The 21,423-nt window shown below is 56.2% G+C and carries 9 protein-coding genes; 8 read left to right on the forward strand and 1 reads right to left on the reverse strand.

Annotated features, from left to right (window positions below; genetic code table 11):
* The first annotated feature begins 143 nt into the window (after positions 1-143).
* The 8 genes from PROAA_RS19030 to PROAA_RS04270 all read left to right on the forward strand — a co-directional run bounded on the left by PROAA_RS19030 (position 144) and on the right by PROAA_RS04270 (position 20,987).
* Positions 144-221, forward strand: a complete 78-nt coding sequence (locus PROAA_RS19030; RefSeq protein WP_245664155.1) for an SEC-C metal-binding domain-containing protein — start codon at positions 144-146, stop codon at positions 219-221.
* A gap of 494 nt (positions 222-715) precedes the next feature.
* The gene (locus PROAA_RS04240; protein ID WP_186410141.1) at positions 716-4,645 is read left to right on the forward strand and encodes an NACHT domain-containing protein; all 3,930 of its coding nucleotides are present in this window, start codon (positions 716-718) and stop codon (positions 4,643-4,645) included.
* 1,628 nt (positions 4,646-6,273) lie between these two features.
* Positions 6,274-10,263 carry a hypothetical protein gene (locus tag PROAA_RS04245; RefSeq protein ID WP_222102088.1) on the forward strand — a complete coding sequence of 1,330 codons (3,990 nt, stop codon included), beginning with the start codon at positions 6,274-6,276 and terminating at the stop codon, positions 10,261-10,263.
* 13 nt (positions 10,264-10,276) lie between these two features.
* Positions 10,277-12,097, forward strand: coding sequence for a hypothetical protein (locus tag PROAA_RS04250; protein WP_186410143.1), 1,821 nt, complete (start codon positions 10,277-10,279; stop codon positions 12,095-12,097).
* A 14-nt stretch (positions 12,098-12,111) separates the two neighbouring features.
* Entirely contained in the window at positions 12,112-13,674 is a 1,563-nt protein-coding gene (locus PROAA_RS04255) for a cupredoxin domain-containing protein (protein ID WP_186410144.1), read from the forward strand.
* 79 nt (positions 13,675-13,753) lie between these two features.
* Positions 13,754-17,131 (forward strand): DUF6603 domain-containing protein, encoded by a 3,378-nt coding sequence (locus tag PROAA_RS04260; protein WP_186410145.1) that lies wholly within the window; start codon positions 13,754-13,756, stop codon positions 17,129-17,131.
* Positions 17,128-20,448 carry a hypothetical protein gene (locus tag PROAA_RS04265; protein ID WP_186410146.1) on the forward strand — a complete coding sequence of 1,107 codons (3,321 nt, stop codon included), beginning with the start codon at positions 17,128-17,130 and terminating at the stop codon, positions 20,446-20,448. The genes PROAA_RS04260 and PROAA_RS04265 overlap by 4 nt, the downstream gene beginning before the upstream one ends.
* Positions 20,449-20,486: 38 nt before the next feature.
* Positions 20,487-20,987 (forward strand): hypothetical protein, encoded by a 501-nt coding sequence (locus tag PROAA_RS04270; RefSeq protein ID WP_186410147.1) that lies wholly within the window; start codon positions 20,487-20,489, stop codon positions 20,985-20,987.
* 86 nt (positions 20,988-21,073) lie between these two features.
* Here PROAA_RS04270 and PROAA_RS18820 read toward each other — a convergent pair.
* Positions 21,074-21,423 (reverse strand): hypothetical protein (locus PROAA_RS18820; RefSeq protein WP_222102089.1); only part of this gene is annotated, 350 nt, incomplete at its 5' end.

The following is a 21,423-nucleotide window of genomic DNA, read 5'->3' on the forward strand; positions in this document are numbered from 1 at the left end:
CTCCTCGTTCGCTCATTCTTCAACGCCCCTTCTGTCGCCTATATTGGCGACTGCTGAGTAAGGCCAATCCGATACCGCAGTGGCGCCCGGGAGAGCGTCCTCTGGCTATTCGAAGGAGCAAGCCGAGTTCCGTCGGGGTCAAGATCGGGCGCAATGAACCCTGCCCTTGCGGTTCTGGCAAGAAATTTAAGAAGTGCGGCTGCGGGTTGGCGCCGCCTTAAATTTGACCCACCGTGAGTGCCCTGCCGACCCCAAACTGACTCAGGTGCTCAACCTACCCCGCCCGAAATATCCACAAATGGGCGGCAGTTCGATGGTGGCCTCGGCTCCGTTAAGGTCCGCTTTCGCTGTATTCTGTTGAAAAACTCAAAACTAGGTTTTTATAGGGTATGTCGAAACATTCCCCGACACGAGATCGTCGAATACAGAGCGATTGTGAACGTCGATCTATTTAGCCCGACCTCCCTTTTCGCCAATAAGCGAGTTTTTCAACAGAATAGCTGCTCCGCAGCCATTGGAGCTAGCTTAGCTTTCTCTCGCAATGCTCACTGGAAAAAACTGGCCAGGTGCAGCCATTGAAAGTATTGGGCTGGGTGTCCGCTCCAGCTTGCTTCCCTCTGGTTAGTTTCGGGCACAGACTACCGCTGCAAAGCCGGAGCCGTCATGATGGAGTCTTTGACGTTCTGCGGCCCAGCCGCTCGTGGAGACGATGCAAATGAGCACAGAGAAGACCACCAAACGTACGGTAGGCGGCAGCGCCGCGGAGCGGGGGTTGGACTTCCAGGCGCGCATAAGCGCGATCGTGATGGCCCATCTGCTGGCCGAACGGCCCATCGGGTGGCTGGAAGGAGTGTTGGACGACACGCCGCTGGAGCTGGACGCCGAAACTGGTGGTCCCGGCGACGATATTGGCTTCGTCGGCAGGGACGGCAAACAGGTGGAGCTGCAAGCCAAACGTGGGCTGCAACGCGGCAGTGACCTCTGGGATGCGCTGCTGGCCCTTGCCTTTGGCATCTCTGCAGGCAGAATCAACGCCGGCGTTCTTGCAGTGTGCCCGAACAGCAGCGCCACGATCCGGGAGACGTTAGCCGAAGACATCGCCCGGCTGGGCATGGGACGGTCCGATGGGCTACGCGAGATCGGGCGGGATTGGGCTGAACGGTTGTCGGCGGCGTCATTAGATGCGAGCCTAGTGTGTCGGCGCCTTCGCATCGTTGTGATCAGCGCAGTCGAAGGAAGCCGCGATGCCGAGGCCACTGCCACTGAACGGCTTAGTCGCGTCATCCAAGATCCGCAATCTGCCTGGCCAGTGCTCATTGAATGCGGGCGGCGGCTAATTCGCGTACGAGGAAGGGCGATACCAGAGGATATTTACCGGGATTTGTCGCTCGCCCGTATCGCGCTCAAGACGAACGATATCGGCACCCGCGTGCAGTTACTCGCAGCCATCCGCGAGTGGCTACACCGTATCTACGCCAGCACGACCGTTCTCGGCGTGCGGGACACCGTCCCGTTCGAGGCCTGCTGGCTAGAACTTGACGTTCAAGTGTTGAATGAAGGGCTGGCTGTACAGGAGGAGCTGGACAAGGCGCTTCGCCGTTACCATGAATACGGCCGTGACCGACGGTACGGCGGGCAATCCTTTCAATCGCGGACCATCGCTCGTTTCGTCAAAAAATGCGTCGTGGTAGGGGGGCCTGGTATCGGCAAGTCGACACTGCTCAAAAGACTTGCCCTAGATTATTCGGCCGATGGGTATTTGACCCTGTTGGTGCGACTGCCGCTGGTGGTTGCCCTCGTCATACGAGAGGGGCGCCGTTTCGAAGACAGCTTGCTGGATGTCGCGCTCAGTGCATCCGGGATCCGGCCGCCGTTCACATCGTTGGACGGTGCGGTGCTGCTATGCGACGCGCTAGACGAGTGCGGGCACCAGCAGCCGCTCGTCACGGCGGCTTTGCATGCCTTCTCCGTGGCGCATCCGCGCACGCGCATCGTGGTCACCAGCCGCCCTATCGGCTACCGCGCGGGCGAGCTGTCAGGATGGCGGCATTACGAACTGCAACCGCTGAGCGACAGCGCCGCCGAGCAAGCCGTCTTGCGGGTGCTAGAGGCCATTCCGTTTGCAAATGAAGCACTGCGATCGCGGGCTGTCGCAGTCGCCAAGGACCAACTGCGCGCGCAAACCATCAAGGACGCTGCATCGCGTAGTCCTCTAATGATCACGCTGCTGGCGGCCTTGTCGGCCAAAGGCATCGACCCTGGCAGCGGAAAGGCGTCCCTGTATCGTCAGTTGTTCCTGTTGCTAGAGGACCATCCATCACCCCGGCTCGCCGAGAGACCGCCCAGCGAGCCAGAAAGAGGCAGGTTTCTTGAACTGCTCGGCTGGTGCCTTTTATGCCATGGCAACGAGGCTGCCGAGCAAACCCTGTCGCGGTGCGCCCGATGGTGGAGTGAGGAGACAGGGCAGCCTTCCCTAATCAGTGAGTCGAGAGTCAGTGCTTGCCTGGAATACTGGGAGGGCCTGGGTATTGTCGAACGGGTGCGTACTCTCACCCAGGAGGCAATCACGTTCGTTTACAAAACCTTTGGGGAGTTTGCGGCCGGACGTTACATGTCCAAGTGTGACCTCGCCGCGCAACGGGAATTGGTCGTACGTTCGATACGGACACCTGAGTGGAAGGAGTCTTTGTCCTTCGCCAGTCATCTAGGCCTGGCACCGCTCATTCTTGAGATATGGGGCGAGCTTGCGGAGCGCGGCGACACCAAGGCAAGTTACAGATTCGATGATGCAATCGAGTTGGTAGTCCAAGCGGGCGTTCCGGTGACAGATGATGCATTAGCACGCTTTGCGCAGTGCTGCTGGCAGGCCGTAGAAAACACCGCGTCGCGTGCTCGCTATGCCGCCGGGGAAGCACTTTGCCTGATGTCCCAGGAACACTGGAACGTGGTCCGGGAAGCAGCGCTGGCAAGACTTGAATGTTCCGATCCGTGGGACCGGCTAGTGGCTTGGACTTGCCTGATTGTCAGCCCCGACCAGGAACTTAAGGTGCCCGCGCTTACAGATGAGCTACGCAGCTTACAACGAGCGCAGCCAACGGACTCGTACCTTGGCGGACTACATCTGAGGCCCACCGGGAGTGCAGTACGGCGACACTTGGTCCTCGGAGCTGCGAGCCGTGTCCTTGCCGGTAGCCCTGAACCTGAGGCATTGCAGGCACTCAATGATCTCATCGGTAATGCTGAACAGCTGAATATTGGCACCATCCAACAGTTACAGACCTTGTTCGAGCGGGCCGGACTTACATTGACCACGATGCTGGACCAGCAATGGTCACGAAACAAGGTTTCACTGCCGACGCTCAGCGATTGGAACCGTGAAATTGCCTACCTATTCGAGCTGGTCGACGACCCCTCTATTAAACACGATGACGGTGAATACGGCGACGAGGGAGGGAGCTTGGAACTGGCGGCCTTGCTAACAGCGACCTCCTACTGGGAGATGCCGCTGTCGAGCGTCTGGGAAATGTCAGTGCCTCCGTCGGCAAGCATGTCCAAGAGTCTAGTTATTCATACGGTCGCCCGGGCAGCAGGTCTCGACTACGCACGAGTCGTGCGGCAGGCTCGGGCGATGAGGAAACAAATCCTAGGTAATGAAGAACGCGGAGCGCGCGCGCTGTTTGCTCTGCCCTTAGTCGACGCGGAGGCAGGCTTCAACCAACCCCTGGTCAGTGTGGAATGCATGCCGGAACTGGAAGAGCTCATTCTGAATGGGAACGAGTTCTTTGCGCACAATTCTGCAATGCTGCTTTATGGCTTGCGAGAGCAGCCAGAATACCCGAGCGCGATCGAGCGACTCCTTACCGGCGGGCGCGGTGAGTCACTGCGGTATTCTGCTGAACTCGCCAGCAAGCTGCCTTACGGGGTCTGCCAGCAACTGCTTCTCGATCGCCTCTGCCTCGGCGACAGCTCCTCCGGATGCCATTATTTGTACCAACGTTTGACACCTCCATATGGTGCCCGTCACATTGAGGCTATTCGCAAAGGCTTGGAGGGGTCCTCGGCGGAGGCCGCAAAGGCGGCTGCCGAACTGGCCGCGACGTTCCCTGTGGACGGCGCAATTGTCAGCGAATGGCGAACTCATTTTAACCAATGGAAAACCAAGGAAAAGCCGTATCCGAAAGGAGGGGGAACCGTTCCGGACAGTCCCCGCGATGAGCTTGTGAAGATTCTGGTCCAGGCTTACGCGTACGAACATGTCTTTCTCTTGGAACTGCTGGCCGATGATCGGCCGAACGTGCGAAGCGTGGCACGGGAACCTTTTCTGACTGCCGCCGCCGCATCTCAATCGCTGCGCACCACGCTGATCGAGGATGTCCAGAGCGGCAGCTTGGAGCCCGTGATCTTCAGCGCAGCTGTGTCAGCGGGTTTGTATCAGGGGGAGGAGGCGATGCTAGTGGCACGCTTGCTTCACAGCAGCGACGCTAATATTCGCTACGCAGCTCTGCCCATTCTCGACGTGAAATTCCTTCCGCCGGAGCTCGTACAGTCTGAAGGTGCAAGGTTGCTGACCGATGTCGCCATGGATATCAGGGAGGGAGCCAGCCGTGCCCTGCGAGGCCTAGAGCCACCCAATGCAGAACACTGAGCCTTACACAACACAATTGTGGCAAGCCGTCTGATGGGGCGGCCGCCCCTTCGATAGCGATCATTGAAATACTGCTGGGTGGAACCGACAACAATAGCAGCCGCAGCAAAGCGGTCTCGTAGCGAATTGCAGCAACGGTCTGTCTGGGTGCGGTAGTTCGCGTCCGCCAGAGAGAGGCTGCCGTTCGTGCTCCCTCATTGCTGAACGGCCGGTATGTGACGCGTTGCCGCCCGATTCAACGCGATCGGCCAATGACAGCAAAGGCCGAGAAGTTGCCAGTCGAGACGATTTTGACCAAAGGCCGGAGATCGGCCTGAGCTGCCGGTGGCACTTTCAGTCAACTAGGTCAGCTTTGAGGCCCTTACCGGCCACTGAGCCCCAAATCGTCCCGAACGGCAGGTATTCAATTCCGCGAATAGGTGCTCCCGACCTATTGTGTTGAAAAACTCGGTATATATTTCGGCGGATTGAAGCTGAGCGAAATGTCAGGGAGTAGCGAGTCGAGTTCAAGAAATCCGATTGAAGTTGATCTCTTCCTGAATAGCCCTTAGGCAGGCATTCCGCGGATTTCTTCTGCTTTCGGCATCAACCATTTTGCCATTCGGAGCATCTTCGCCCTTTCTTGCACATTGCAAAATTGTGGTCTATGTTGATTGCACATGCCATTGACACAAATACTTATGGCAGGCGCCGACGCGAGATTGTTGAATGAATCACTCCTCGCCAAGGTGGTTAGCATGGCGTCCGTTCATTAGTCGATTTTATGATAGATAGAACGATCGCATAATGTATAACTAGGGCCAATCAATCTGGGTTCCAAACAATACCGAAATGGTTTGCCTGCAGGGTGTGTCATCCAACCAAAACGGTTTATTGGGAATATGGAAAACAAACTCGAAATTGAGTTCCTTGATCTCGTCAATGCCTTGGACACTGATGGGCTATTGACCTGCCTGACCGACGGTGACGGACAGATACTCAATAAACTGCAAATTGGTAGTCTATTGACTGGCAAGATGAAATTGCCAAATCGGAGATTTGAAAAGCTAGCCCAATTGGTTGCAGCAGGGGCGGTTAGCAAGGATCAAGAGCCGCGTATCGAGCGTGTCGCTCAGGAACTCTTGGCTTGGGTGCCGAACGAGACTCCCGTACTTCTCCTTCCTCTCCGCTTAGAAACTCGATTCAAGGGCAACATACTCTGGGTTCGCATTTTCCCCGACGACGCCCTGATCGATAGACACGACCCCAGGTTGACTCCCAAGGAACTGGAGGATGGCCGCCATTTTGAGGAGCTTAGAAGCAACTCGAAAGGCCATGACCAACTGAAATCAGCATGGAGGGCGCTTGCCACCACATACGGTCCCGACCGCGCCGCGTGGATTGCCGAGAGGTGCTACCAAAATCACACGGCAGGCACACGAATCGAGTCTGCGCGAAGTGAACAATGGTTCTCCCGCGCGGCACTTCCAACGCTGCCACATCGTTTTGTCGCCAAGGCGACGAGGCCCAACGGGGGGAGCATTCTTGCATTTGGGCAGCCAGTTAATCGCGGGTTGAGCCTTCTCGAAGGCGACTCCTGCCGGCCAGCAAAGTGGCTTACGACCCTGCGGGAAGCGGAAGCGGCTGGCATGGCGATCCGGATTCCACTGGCCGCGCAAGACTTAGAAGCAGTGAAGAATAGCGCAGCCGGCGCGCTAGTGTTTCAAAAGATTGTCGTCGTTGGACTTCAATCGGGCCAAGCTGACAACGGCACGAAAACGGAGGCACTCCTTCAATCACATGCGTACGCCGACGGCATCGCAGTGCTCGAATATGGAACAAGGACCAACAACACCCAGGATGAGAAGTCCGAGCATTCGGAATCTCGAGAAGATATCGAGAGTCGCTTCAGCCTGGAATTCGAATCAGTAGCTGCGCTTCCTCCCCAAAGCGCTGGCGTAAAATTGGCAGCGGCGCTAGGCGCCGGAGGTGCCGTATTCAAGAAGACTGCGGGAGCACGATCGACTGCTGACAGCGTCGCAGGTGCCATGCGTCAGATACTCTGGCCCTCGACCGGCGACTACTTTCTACGCTATGCCCTGCGTGGAATGATATCGAGAGCCGGGCTTGATTGGCTTACCCATCATTTTGTTGAACACGTGCACGCTGCCGGCCCGCTAGCGGCTATCCGACTCGGCAATCAGCCCTATGGCGTTCTTCCGGTATGCAATACACGCCCGAATTCCAAATATGGATGGAAGCCTTCCAAAAGCGATAACGGCGACAGCACAACTGTCGAGTTTCACGCCGCGCTCTTGCACACGCTAGACACGTTACGCGAGACATGGGCAGCGTATGCGATCGATCCCGCTCGCGTACCGCGCACGGGCTGTTCAGAGAACCCGGACACTGAGCTCTTGAACATCCTTGCCATGGAGCCACTCTCGACCGAGGAACGGACACGGCTGTTTGTTGATCGTGGCTTCGTTGCTTGGCTCCTGATCGCCATGAGAGAGGATCTCTTCGGAGCCGGCCTGCCGTTTCAGCTACAGTCAACAGACACCGTGTTCTGGGCCAAGAATTGGCATGAACAGGTTTCGCCCCAACTGGCTAAACGCTCCGCCGCTTGCGCCGATCTGACAGATGGTGCGGCAAAGCAGTTCGCAGAAACCCCGTGGTTGCAAGGCTTTCCTTGGGGTGAAGATGCTGTTCGCGAAGTCCAACCCTATGCTGAGGCTGATCTGCAGGTTCTTCCGAAAGACTTGGCCGAACACCTCGAACCACTGCTGCTGCGAAAAGCGAAGGGCGTACCGCCGCTGCTTGTGGAACTTCTTGTCCGCTCGCACAAACTGATTTCGTGCCTCGACAAGAAGAGCCCGATTTCTGCTGACGTGCTTCTCAAGGCGGTTGGTACTGTTAGTCATGCATCATCACTTCGCCCAAACGTCGAAACTCTGTTTCGCCTGACGCTTGATCTCTGCTCGCACCGCCTCGATGCCTGGTTGAGCTCCTTCGCCGCCAAAAGACTCACGGCCCTCAGACAGAAATCACCAAAAGATACTTACCTGGGCGCCTATGGCTATGTCGAGAACCTTTCAGTTGCCCCAGAAGGGCAAACCAGCGCTGGGTTCGTTCATGCTCCTTCATTGCAACAAGCCACCACGGCGGCGGTACTCCACAGCGCATACCTCAACCATGCCGGCGACGGCAACAACCCTGCATGCATCAACCTGAGCTCAGAGCGCACACGCAAGGCGCTACAACTGGTGGACGGTGTGCGCAGTGGCCAGCCTCTGGGCGCACTGCTTGGTTACGAATTTGAACGACGTTTGGTCGAGGAAGGCGTCGCGCAGTACATCGACGAGTTTCGGGCAGCTTTCCCAATTGCGGCCATCGCCGAGAGCAACAGTGATAATCAACCGGTTGAGGCCATCGCGGCAAGAAACGTCGTCGACGGTCTGGCTCTGGCCCGCCATGCCAAACAACAAGGATCTGGCTTCATCGCCGCACTGATCAGCAAAGCAAATAGCAGCGTACCGACCGGCGACGTAGGTACGTTGACACGAGAAGTAGGCAACCTTGAGGCATGTCTTGATGCGCTGGGCGATTTGATGATGTTCGAATCGATTCATCACGCGGCCCAAGGTAACTTTGAAGCCGCTGCGGCGCCGATGGATGCGCTGGCTGGCGCGGGCACGATGCCTGAAATACGTGCCATGGATACCCCCGTCAGCGCCAGCACCTACCTGCAGCGAACCCTACTGCTGTTTCCGGTGGCAGGCGCCCAGCCTGGATATACGCCTCACAGTCCTCGGGTCTTGGCTGAACCGCGCATCGCCTTCTGGTTCGCCAACCTTCTTGGCGATCTCACGAAAATAGGCATACGGTTTCAGTTCGAACATCATCGCGTTAACGTCAACACCGCTTCCAGAGATGAATTGCTGGCCGCCGGGATGAGCAATGACGAAGCCGATAAGGCACTGGCCTCCGCTCGACCTTGCTTCTCCAGGCTGGATCACCTCGCGTCATCTGGCGTGATTTCTGGCGACCATTTAGCGCTTCTGAAGCGAACGCTTACCACGGGCAGAAACACACTGTCCCTCCAGGAACTGATTCAGGATGAGTTCTTCACTGAGCTGCGCCTGGATCCCGTGGACCTCCTTCATCTGAGCGCCGTGTCGCCACGCAGCCTGGAAGCGCGCGATGACACGTCGGAAATGTTGTCGGCGGCATGTACCGAGATTGAGCAAAGGATCGCCTATTGGGTTCGGCGAGAGTTTGGACTGTACCCCGAAGAGAGCGTCAAAATCAGCCTCGTCAAACCAGCCGACGACCATTACACATGGGGGCTGGGTGATGTTCTCGAATTGGGCCGCCAAGTGCTTGCAATGCTGGCTGTGGGAGCACCGCTAAAACTATCCAGTCTGACGACTCCGGCGCAAGCATGTTCCGGCACGTTTGATGCAAGACCGCTGAGTAATGCGAGAGAGAAAATTAACGAGCTGATCTCACCCGAGCAGCAATATCTCACCGATGATGAGTGGATCACTTGGTTCTTCGACGCCAGTCGCTTCGGCGTATCGGCCGCAACCCTGTCTTGTCCGATCCTATCAGTTGAAGAGAGGGATGCTAAGCGCAAGGCAGTGCTGGCATCGCTGGCAAAGCAAGCCAAAGAATCGCTTGGCGAATTGCCGACAGACAAAGTATCCGACACTTGCGATGAATCGTTGGCAGGTGGCTATGCCAAGGCCATGAGCAAGTTGTTCGGCGGCACTGTGGTGGCAATGCCCGAGTGGGTCTTGGCGCCGGATGCCAGCAGTGCTTTCCGTTCATCGGTTGATAGCCTTAGCAAGCAAAACGACCTGTTGCTTGGTCTTGGGGAAGAGCGAGTCCGCCTGTGGCTACAGCAAGCCGCAGTCGCGCAGCCATCAATCCTCGAACTCGAAGACACGCTGATTACCAGTGAGCTCTGGCTCTCCGCACACGAGCGCCCGGATCTCGCCGCCATCCAGCTCCGAATCGCCCAACTGCCGGCATCCGACCCGTTGTCATCCGATAACTGGCTGGCCTTGAGCGATGCAGAACGGAATCCGGCACCGAGGCCGAGCACGCCGGGTAGCGTATCCATTGTTGCGGCCATCGCCGGGGCCGGGCGTGCCATGGAACCCGACCCTGCGGATGGTGAGCCCACCGGGTACAAGATCGCTGGTTTAGCGCTTGCCGAGTGGCACGAGCACATCCCGAGTGACACAGTTACCACGGGCATCAGCCTACACTACGACGGCCCCAGCAACCAGGCACCCCAATGCCTGTTGCTGGCTGTGCCGGGCCAGCCGGACGAACGCACACACTGGCACATTGACGAACTGGCCGATATCGTCAGTGACGCGATGGATCTGGCCAAGATACGTCTGGTCGATCCCGACGCCATGGGGGCACCACGCCAAGGAGAGTCTCAAAAACCTGGCCCCGGCTTGCTATTTCCGGGGCTGGTTTTTCCCATTGACCCTGATGTCTCGCACGAAGACCCTGCGGCTTCGAAGCAGGTGGTCGATTGGTTGAGCGCAAAACCGGGCCCCAATCCCAAACCGCCTAAACCCAAACCCACTCCGCATCGCCGCAGAGGCCGACACACCTAGACGAGTGCCCATCATGCCATTGGTCAATAGCTTCAACCCCGAGTTTAGCAAGCGCTTCGCCGCCTGGCTAAGGCTTGAGCCGCGCTGCCGGAAGGACGATTTCTCGCGCGGTTTGCAGGCCTGTACTGCGGACCCGCTCTGGATGCTGGGGCGGCAGTGGCAAACCGGAGAGCTTGCTGCTGAAGATGCTGGCTCTCCGATCGACGTTACGGTGGACTACTCGACGGTAACACCGACCCAGTTGCTGCGCGAAGGGGATGCCAAAGCGGTGGATGCTTCGTCGACGTCCTTCGAGATGCTGGTAGAGCAAGAACATCTCAGTTTGAGTTGGCGGGATCGTGTCCAGATCGGCCAGAGATTCGAGCGCCTCATCCGGCAGTATGCCGACGATGCGGCACCACTCATCGAAGCCTATCGGGCGCATCTGGACTATGGCCTCGAAATGCCCCCTGAAGGCGAAGCCTGGACGAACACTGACTACGCCACCCGGCGCTTTCTCAAGCTCGCCTGCGGCCGCTCAATCGACGGGCAGAAGCTCTTGGACAAGTACACCAGTTTCGATGCCGAAACGCCCACGCATCAGATTGCACCGCTGGTGTCGCTGAGTCCAGCCACACTCACTGATATCGTCACCCATTTGCGCGACTGGTGCTTGGCGCTCGGCTTGCGGCCAGCACCCAAGGCGTCTTCGGCGTGGCGGAATCCGCATCTGGACTACCGCTTCGAGCTCAGTACCGCTGGTCCTGCCCCCACCAGCCTGCTGGCAACAGATTATCGAGGCGAGATCGACTGGCACAGCTTCAATCTGCACCTCAATCCCAGGACGGCATGGCCAACGGCCACGAGCGTTACGACACAGCCCAGCCCCGCCTCGGTGGGAGGCAGTTCATCGCGTTGGTGGGCGTTCGAGGATTCCGCAACCGACTTCGGCAGCATTGAAGCCGGCAGCACCGACCTGGCCCGACTGTTCCTGATGGAATACGTGCTTCTTCACGGTGACGAATGGTATTGCGTAGCACTGCCCATTTGTATGCCCGCTTTGGTACGGATTGACGCAGTGAAGGTGCGCAACGTCTTCGGCGACGTAACTGTTGTCGAGCCCGCACGCCAACTCAGCAACGATCCACTGAAGTGCTTCGATCTCTTCAGCCACTCCGCGGTCGGCGACAAGTCACAGCTGATTGAGAACCTGAAAGGCTCCAGCGACGCGGCGGGGGGCAAGAGTCTCCTGTTCATCCCCTCTTTGAGCGCCCACCGCATGGAGTCTGCTCCGCTGGAGGAAGCGGAATTTATGCGAGATGAAGGCGCTAACAAGGTGTGGGCGGTGGAGCATCGAGTCCTGAACGGCCTTGGACGGGCAGTTGACGCCTCAAGTGCTTTGCACGAAAGAAGCCAGCGACTCGACATTGAGCCGGCCTCGCCGGACGAAACCGCCAACAGCGGGCTCGCGCACTACCGACTTGCCACTACTGTTCCGGAGAATTGGTTCCCGTTCGCTCCATTCAATGCGGCAACTGGCGGAAAGCGGCGCGTCGTATTGCGTCGAGCAGTCTTGCTTCGCGATGCCTCGCACTCGGTGATCTGGCCAATGTCTCAACTGCTCGCCATGAATGGCATGCCGCTCCTTTGGATGGAGGAGGCAGTAGTACCAAGATCAGGTGCTCGCGTACAAATCACGTCTCAGCGGCAGCGATGGGCCGATGGGAGAACATACGGATGGATGGGCAGGAGAGTCCTCATAGGTACGGGCGAGGGTAGCAGCGGGTTGAGGTGGGATGTTTGTGCAGGTGACTCCGATGTTGGACGTCAGCGTACCGAATCCGGCATAGGGTAGCCAGGAACGAAATCATGGATGTCGTCTATTACATTAGGGATCCTAGCGATCGGTTCTTGGCAGAAGCTAAGAAGCTGATCTCTTTACGTTTCTTGAGCAAGGCCGTTTATAGCCACGATCCGCAAGCAGGGCAGACATGTAGCTTGGCCCAGTTGTTCGTGAAACTCCGGGCCCTCGCAGAACCTATAGATACGTTGTTTATTTATGCGCACGGGAATGAAACTGGCCAGTTGTACATGCCTTTGAATGAATCGCTTCCCGTGCATAGCCCTGAGACGCAGGTGGAGTGCATCAATTTAACCCTGCTTTGGGAAGAGGTGGCGGCATATCTCGGCACGTGCGATACCCACAAGTATGGGAATCAACCTGCGTATCTAGAACTACTAGTGCCTAGAGATTCAGATGGTGCTCTCTTAGTGCGAAACGTTTCCATACGGGCCTGTTTGATCGGGGAATCGTTGCCAATGCTCTCCGTCATGAAGGCAATAATTGGGAGTGGTGTTGTGTCCATTACCGACTCGGGCTTTAACCCTAGGAGTTTAGCCTTACCCAATCAGAGCTACGTGATTTGGAGAAACGATGACGTTGTTGATCATGCCGTTGAGGCAGAGGACGGATCATTCACCTCTGGTGCAATTAAGCCCGGCGGAACCTTCAAGCAGCAGTTCGAGTTTAAGAACGGCGAGGATGAGGTTGCCTACTTCCTTACGGAACAAAATGCTATACGTGGGCAGATTCGTCGAACCGAATTTTACCTAACGGCGCCGCGACACATGCTCTATATTCTTTCATATGATGTGGGTACCTTTGAGATTCTCTGCTACAACTTCCGGGTTAGGGCAAATAAAAAACTCACTCGCATGGAGTTGATCGAAAAGCTCAAGGCTAGGAATCTTCAGTTCTTTTTCGGCAAGCCTGTCACGGATCCCTTGGGGAAAAATATAGGATGGGTTCCGCAGAAGATAGAATCTACGCAATACTTCGACTACTCTGCATTGCTCGGCCGTGAGTTTGGACCCTTCAAAAAGAACCATCTATTCAAATCTCACTATGACTCAGCGAAGTCGCCGCCTGAACCTGTGGTTGGCATAAGGCAGTATGTATATACGCCGGAGTCTGGGCCCGAGAGCAAGATTTTCTATGATGGAAAGCCGAAGAAGAAGTTAAAGGATCCTTCGCCTCAGGAGATCGAGGTCGCCCGGAGTTTCTTCGTTACGAACGTCATCCCGAACATCATCAATGATCCACCTCCAGGATTTGGGATTGCCACCGAGCTATCGCCCTATCCCATTTGGTTACAAGATGGGTACGAGGATTTTAGCGACTATATCAATGGCTGGGAGTGGAATCCGATTTGGAACGATGGTAATCCTAATAGCCTTGATTACAGGACACTGAGAGGTATGAGGCCGACGCGATATGTGTATGAGCTTGTTATACCTGTTTGCAAACCCGATGGTGTTCTTATATATAACTTCTACCCATCGAAGAGGGGTGTTGAGGATTTTGAAGGCCTGAAACCCATTAACGACTTGGATGAGTTGGCTGGTTCGGATACGCTTTTTCGGAAGGTGTAAGAAGCCAATGACTAGGGATGAAACATTTCGATCCGTTTGTGTTGAGTTGATCTCACTGCTGACTCCATTGAGAGAGAGCTTGGAATCAGCGGACAACTTTTCGGCCTTTATGTGGAAGCTTGGGTGGAACTGCCCAAGCGTCGCAATACCACAATGCGTCTCCAACTTGTCAGTTAAAGTGAATGATTTCGTACAGAAAGTGGATGCTTTCCTTGATAGCAGTAGCGCCTCTCCAGATGAGTTGATAGTCATTCTCCGTTCACTACTAACTGCTGTCGGTGAAATTTCCTCGGTTTCGGATACGAGCATTCCATCGACAATTGTCGCTGACGAGTTTCGGAAGGAATTTCCTAGGCAATTAATCCGGGAAGCTGTCTTGGCGTATTTATTGAACAATCGCCCATTTGTCAGTGTTCTATTGAGCTTGTTGGGGGTGGTTTCGATAGAGGAAATTTCGGGCAATACAAGGCCCGTTCACGATGAGGTGACAGTCGACTGGGAGCGCTTATTCGCACTTCTCATTGGGTCGTTTCGACACATTGCAACTACTTACAGATGGGGTGAATCGGATTTTCACGGGGAGCAGCTACTGAACCAAATAGCCAACTTGACAGTTGCGATGGGATGTTCACCGCAAATTTGTGAATTGCCAGGAGGGACGAAGAGAATCTTAGCACGAGGAGCAATTCACCCGGAATTAGTTCAAGACTGGGTGCTGATGATACCGATCTGTCGCGTAGCTTGGCCCAAGCCGGAGACGCTTTTGGGGGTCGGGATATCAGTGATTCCGGAGTCTGATGCCGACCTTCCAGGCTTGGCAGCGATTGTCTATGGCGCAAGCGGAACATGCTTTGAAATGGAGCTTTCCGAAGGCCTAGTAGCAAGGGCGCGGACCGAGGGCGATTTGTCTGGGCTAGGTATTTTTGTCAGGCCTGGAAAACATGTTGAAGCACTTCCCGGTCTTTGGGATGCGGCGGATGAAACGACTGGGTCGGCTGTAAAGGCAACTCTGAACCTTGAACTGGAACAAAGTTATCTGGATGGGTCACCCAAGGTCTTGCTTTCGACCGGGCTCGGCTCCGTCACCGTGCAGACGATCCGAATAGTGTTTGAGGCTAAGGGAGGATATCAAGATGGAGATGACCTCTGTGTTGAGTGTTTCTTTGACCGGATCAGCGTCGCGATAACGCCTGGCGACTCGACGGATTCCTTCGTCGCTGCTCTTCTGCCCAATGAGGGGGTCACCGCGACGATTGATCTCAATGTACAGGCAAGTCGTTCGGGGCTGAGTTTCGGTGGAAGTGGGTCTTTGGAAGTAGCTCTCCCGCTCCATTTCGCCGTGGGGCCAATTGAAGTGATGGATATCAAGGTTGGGTTGAAGCCTAGTCTGAGCACCCTCGTTTTCAATATGGGTGGAACGATCTCGGCAACGCTAGGCCCTGTTAACGTAGTGTTGAAGGGCCTCGGTCTGGGGGCTTCGATCGACCCGTCAATACCCGACTTGAGCATCGCGGCGACTCCTCCAGTGGGAGTAGGCCTTTCTATCAGCGCCGGAGGACTCTTCGGCGGCGGCTTTTTGGATTTTGACAACGATAACAAGCGCTACTCCGGTGCGCTTGCTCTGCGGTTCGGCGAAATTGCCCTCGCCGCCATCGGCATCATCACTACCAAGATGCCCGATGGTGGCAAATTCTCACTGCTGATCAGCATTTGTGCGACCTTCACGCCGCCGATCCAGCTTTCCTTCGGGTTCACGCTTTCCGGCGTGGGTGGGCTGATTGGCATTAATCGCCGCATGGATGTGGAGGCGTTGCGCACCGGGCTCAAAGCTGGCACGCTTGGCTCCATCCTGTTTCCCGATCCCGAGAGCTTGATTCCAAATGCGGCCCGGATCATCAGCGATATGGGAACCGCCTTCCCCGTGCAAGAGGGGCGATATGTCGTCGGGCCGATGGTGAAACTGGGTTGGGGTTCGCCCAACATCATTACAGCGGATGTTGGCATCTTCCTGGAATTGCCCGAGCCGGTAAAGGCCGTGATCCTGGGCCAGCTTGTGACAATCCTGCCCGAGAAGACGAATCCGCAGATCGTGATCCGGCTGGATGTGTTGGGCGTGCTGGAATTCTCGAAACGACAACTTACCTTCCAGGCGGCGCTGTACGACTCGACCGTAATGGGTTACCCGGTTTCCGGCGACAGTGCCTTCCTCTTGGGATGGGGCGACGATCCGCGCTTCGCCTTGTCTCTCGGCGGCTTCCACCCACGCTTCACGGCGCCTGAGCCCCCCACCGTATTTGCCAATCTGCGTCGGCTTTCGATCGATATATGTGCGAACTCCAGCTTGCACCTGACGTGCGCCGCCTACCAGGCGCTCACGCCCAACAGCTTGCAATTTGGCGCACAACTGGATCTTCACGCCGAAAAAGCGGGTGCCAAACTCACGGGCCACTTGGGTTTTGACACGCTGATCTATTTCTCGCCCTTCTCCTTCGATGTAACGATGAACGCAAAGGTGAAAATTTCCTACGGAGGAGAGACCTTTGCGGCAATCGAGATGACGTTGTGGTTGTCTGGGCCACGGCCCTGGGTGGGCCGGGTCAAGGCCAAGATCAAATTGCTGTTCATTACCGTGCCGATCAAGTTCGCCGTGACATGGGGGGACGAGACGCCAATTCCGATTGCAGCGGTTGACCCGTGGCTGGATGTGCAACGAGTCCTCCAGCTTCGTGAATCGTGGAGTTCCAGTTTGCCGGCAGGCAAGACCATGGTGGAGGTGCTTCGGGGCGACATGGTGCAGGACGAGCAGCTTGTTTTGCATCCGCTGGGGCGCTTGGAAGTGCGTCAGAAGGTACCACTGGGTATGGTGCTGAGCCGTGCATCCAGTGCACCGATTACCGGCCACAATCGATTTGAGATCGAGTCCGTCATGGTTGGTGACTATGAAATCAACAAGTCAACTGGCCTGGTCCCGGTAGAAGAGTTCTTTGCCCGTGGCCAGTGGGAAGACTTGGGTGATCGTGCGTTGTCGGTGCCGTCCTTCGAGAAGATGCAGGCTGGCGTGGCGGTTAGTACCGGAGCCGTGCAGATTTGTGGCGACCCGGCGCCGCCCATCAACAGCGAATATGAAACCATTTTCATCGACGAAAACCGTTTGTCATCTACATCGGGCCCGCACGCCGTGCCGAAATCAATGATGGCCGGCGTGCTCGATGCGCGGATCAAGCGCGATGCCCGCAGACGGGCTGGGCCGCAAAGCCGTTTCGTCTGTAAGCCTTCTGCGTTCACGGTCTTGGAGGAAGGCTACAGCGTCGCCGATGCAGACAGCGTGACGCGCTCAGATAAGACAAACGCACAACATATATCGCGTATGAAGGCCGACCAGAGTCTTTGTGCATTGCCGAAGGCGAGCCCAGCAAAGGCCTGCTTTGTTGTACCGGACTATGAGGTGGTGCTATGACGGATATCCTTAAGCATTACTTTGTGCCGTCGGTGCGGGAGGGATTGGCAACACAAATCGTGGCAACGTCGGCAGGCCAGCGTAGCGAGGTGAAGGTATCGCTGACGGCGGCGGCGTATGGGACAAGTGGTGCCCAAGACAGGTGCTCGCTTAGCCCCGCTGCGACTGACGTTGACAAAACCGGGAAGATCGCACTGTACGGGCCTGGCGATGTCGTTGGCTTCGACCCACGAATCGTGGTTCACACCGATCCTAAGCCGAATGTGGGGGATTTCGAGGCAAACTACTTCCCGAGCGTAGAGTTTGCGGATGCCGATTTCCCTTGGCGCTATAGCGTGGAGAAGGCCGACAACGTAGGCAAGCTCAACCCCTGGATCGTCTTGGTGGTGCTGGCGGCTGAATCACGCGGTGGTGTGGAGGCTGAATTTGCTGAATTGCCAGTGGAGGAGCGTGATCCGAAGCTACCTGGTGCTGTCAAAGTGCTTCATACCGACAGCCTTCCTGATCTCGAGTGCTCCTGGCGCTGGGCGCATGTGCGGGTAACCTCTAGCAAAGGGGGTGAGATGGATACGGAGGCGATCAAGAACGCGATCGCTGCTGGCGATGTCGCCGCCGTGTCGGTGCTGCAATGTGCACGTCGCTTGGCACCTGGTGTGCGCTACAGTGCGTTTGTTGTTCCGTCACGCGCACTCGGTCGATTGGCTGCCTTGGGGGTGCCGCAAGAGCCTCCGCCTAGTGCGACAACTTTGGCGTGGAACAATGAAAGCAAAGAGGAGATCCTGCTTCCTTACTATTACCGTTGGGACTTCGGAACTAGCGCGGTTGGCGATTTCGAGAACCTCGTCCGCCTGCTGGAACCGCGTGACATGCCATCCGACTTGGGTTTGAGGAAGATGGACTGTTCCAATCCCGGCTTTGGCATTAGCGGAGTCAACCGCACTGACTCAAGAGCTGAGGAAGACGAGAAGGGCGTTCTTGAAATGGAAGGCGCTCTTTTCGCACTGGACACCGAAGTTACACCGTGGGGTAAGGATGCGAAGACTGCCGAAGAGCCTACGTTGCAGACCGAACTGGCCGACTTGCTTAACCGGCCAAACACCGAAGACCTCGCCGATTGCGACGATCGGGCAAACAAGAGTCTGGAGAATCGGGAGTTAGAGTTCACTGCCGAAGATCCTCGAACACAGAAGGAGAAGGGTTTCTCATCGATTCGTGGTTTCTACGATGTGCTCAAACATGAGGTTGAAATTCGCTGGGAGCCTCTGCAATCCGCTGTTGTTCTGTTCGAGTGTCGACAGGTATCTGACAACCGTTTGATTTTCAGCGAAAAGCTGAGGAGTAATCAGCCGACTTGTACCGTTATGCTGGATCGCTTGAAACCTGAAGCAGAGTACGTGTTCAGCATCGGGCCTGTCGGGATGGGCGATGAAATGAAGACAACCGGATCCTTCACGATTCGCCTGCCTCGAGTGGTTCCTCCTGCATATGGGCGCTGGCACCATGGACATTTGGAGAAGTACGGGAAGATCGTTGATGCGAAAGCATCTACGTCCTCTTGGCTTGATGTCCTGAATCTGGATCCGAGGCACCGCACCGCGACCGGCCTTGGAGCCGAGGTAGTACGGAAGAACCAGGAAGCCTTGATGGCCTCCGCTTGGGAGCAGTTGGGGGCGGTGAAGGGTGCCAATGAAATTCTGCGCAAGGCGCAGCTTGGGCGCGATGCGAGCGTGCAGTTGCACAAGCGACTGGTATCTCAACCGAATGACGACGTGTTCTTCGCCATGACAGCACCGATGATGCGCTTCCTGGCTCTGCCCACTACCTCGAGAGACGTCGGTGGTGGAGAGCGCCCTGCTCGGCTCAGCGTGGCAGAGTTGCTTCGCACACGGACGAACCTGCCGCTTGCCGCGCTAGACCCGGCGCTTCGACGCATGGCGAGTGCCACCCGAGTGCTGGCCAAGCGGTCCAGCCGTATGCTGGCAAGGCGAGGCATCCCCAAGCCACGTAGTACCAGTGGCCAGTTGATTCATCACCTTGCGCGTGGGGATGTAGCGGCGGCTGGGCCTACGCGGCGACCTGTAGGGTTAAGCAGGATCGCGGATGTGTCGAAGCAGCAGTTCGCCGCGACATGGCCGGGCACTCCTGTTTCAGCACCGGTGTTTGATGAGTCGATGGTGATGGCCAAGCTTGAAAACGCCCTCAAGAAAATGCCCTTCAACGGATTAAAAGGTATTCCCGACCCCGATCTAACAGGCAAGGCTGTTCTTGGTGCGCTGGCGTCCTGGCTGAAGCCACCAACTGTCGTTTCCGCAGATAGATCGGTAGTAGCAGCAAATGCAGAAAATGTCCTCAGGAATATTCGCGAACAACTTCCCCTCCGGATCCACCCCAACTCGACGGTAGCGGCACGTGTATTCGAGCGCTTCCAGAAAGCTCCCGCTGAGCGTCGCGACAACTTGGATCCCATTCTGTGGGCGCCAGAGTTTGAGACGCCAATGTATGAACCACTCTTCGAATTGGGACACAGCACGTTCCTGCCCGGCGTAGAGAAGATTCGGCAGAATACCGTAGCCTGCGTTTTGCCCAACCGGCGATTCATTGAAGCTTATCTGTGCGGCCTCAACCACGAGTTTGCCGGAGAACTGCTCTGGCGTGGTTATCCGACCGATCAGCGTGGAACCTACTTCCGGACGTTCTGGGACAGATCAGAGAGCAGCGACGCCGAGGTCAAGGATATCGCCCCAATCAACGAGTGGGGAAAGCCGTTCGGGCGAAACACCCCGGCAGGAGACGACGCGAACAACGGTCTCGTCTTGCTGATTCGAGGCAATCTCCTTGCTCGCTACCCAGATACGCTGGTCTACGCTATCGATCTGAACAAGTACGGCCCGGTGCGTGATCTGAAATGGGAAGAAGTAGCCCCAAAGCGACCGCTGTTCTTTGCGACACTCCCTCCCGACATATCATTTTTCGGTTTTTCCTTTAATGTAGCTACCGCCCGCGGCGACGGCGACGACAAAGGCATGCTCTTTGTAATCGAACAATCGCCAGGATTGCCGCGACATGGCCTTGACGACAATTCCACTGCGCGTGGGGCTAGGGACGCTAATTCGGCATGGTCGGATTTCTCGTTGCAATCGCAATTCGGAGCCTATCTGGATTCGGTGATAACGAAGGATGCGGGCAAATACGGCGACTGGGCGACGGCAAGTTCAGCGTCTATCGCGACTAAGTCATTTCAACGATCAGTGCGCGTGGCGATTCATGCGAAACAATTGGTTTCCTCGCGGAACAACAAAGCCGCGACCGATCATTGACAGATAGTTCGCGATCAACAAGAGAGGAGAATGAACCTATGGAGGCCGATCTGTCGCTCGACGCTCTGATCCGTTCCGAGCTGGAGGGTAAGGACAAAGCGATCGGTGCATATGACGAAATGCTATGGAAGATACGAACTGGCTATGCGGCGGTCTTGTATGGCCTTTTCACGCTCGTGGTAAGCATGACAAACATTCAAAATATGCATATTCCACTTGAAAAGGCCGGGCTAGTAGCTTTTACCCTGATTACAGGGTTCACGATCTGCGCAGTAGTGCTTGATTTCGCGTTTTTGCGCAGCAAGGCAAAGGTGGTCCAAACAAAGGAAGAGCTGGCGGATCTGGCCCTTTTGCTTGCATCCGGGGGCACTTTGGAACAGTGGCATGGTAGCTCGTTACCTCGACTCCTCCATAACTCCGGTGAGGACCAGCTTCGGGTCAATTGGAAGCTGCGTCCGTCGGTCTTGCCGATCGCCATGCTTTACCTTTGCACATGGGGGCCGTTGACTTTGGCAATTCTTTTGATTGTGCTCGACTAAGGCAGACAGATGACCATTGAGGTTTTGGTGCAGGCAGCTTCTTCAAAACGAACCAGCATCGTTTCAACCCTTCAAATAGGGAACGGTCATTCAAAAAACGCGAAATTTTGCGTTTTGACACACTCTGGGCCAACTGCCTTCATTGGCATTCCGAACCTGAATGGCTGGTCGTGGAAGAGCTGTTCAGGCTGGAAAAGTGATTTTCCGAGTGAATGGCTGTTTTCGATTTCGCGGCTCCTCCAGCCAATGGCCGCTTCCATTTTCCTCCATCGGCCGAAATGGGTCGGTGAGTAGCGAATTTCGAAAAGTTGCCGTACAGATTCACCAACCCCAGCTTTTCGACGGGTAGAGTGCCGAACGGCGGCAATGGGATGATTCTGTTGAAAAACTCCCCGTAGTGTTCGAGACAGCATCTTCGTAGTGTTCAAGGATCGGG

It is taken from the genome of Candidatus Propionivibrio aalborgensis (assembly GCF_900089945.1).
In the GTDB taxonomy this organism is placed as follows: domain Bacteria; phylum Pseudomonadota; class Gammaproteobacteria; order Burkholderiales; family Rhodocyclaceae; genus Propionivibrio; species Propionivibrio aalborgensis.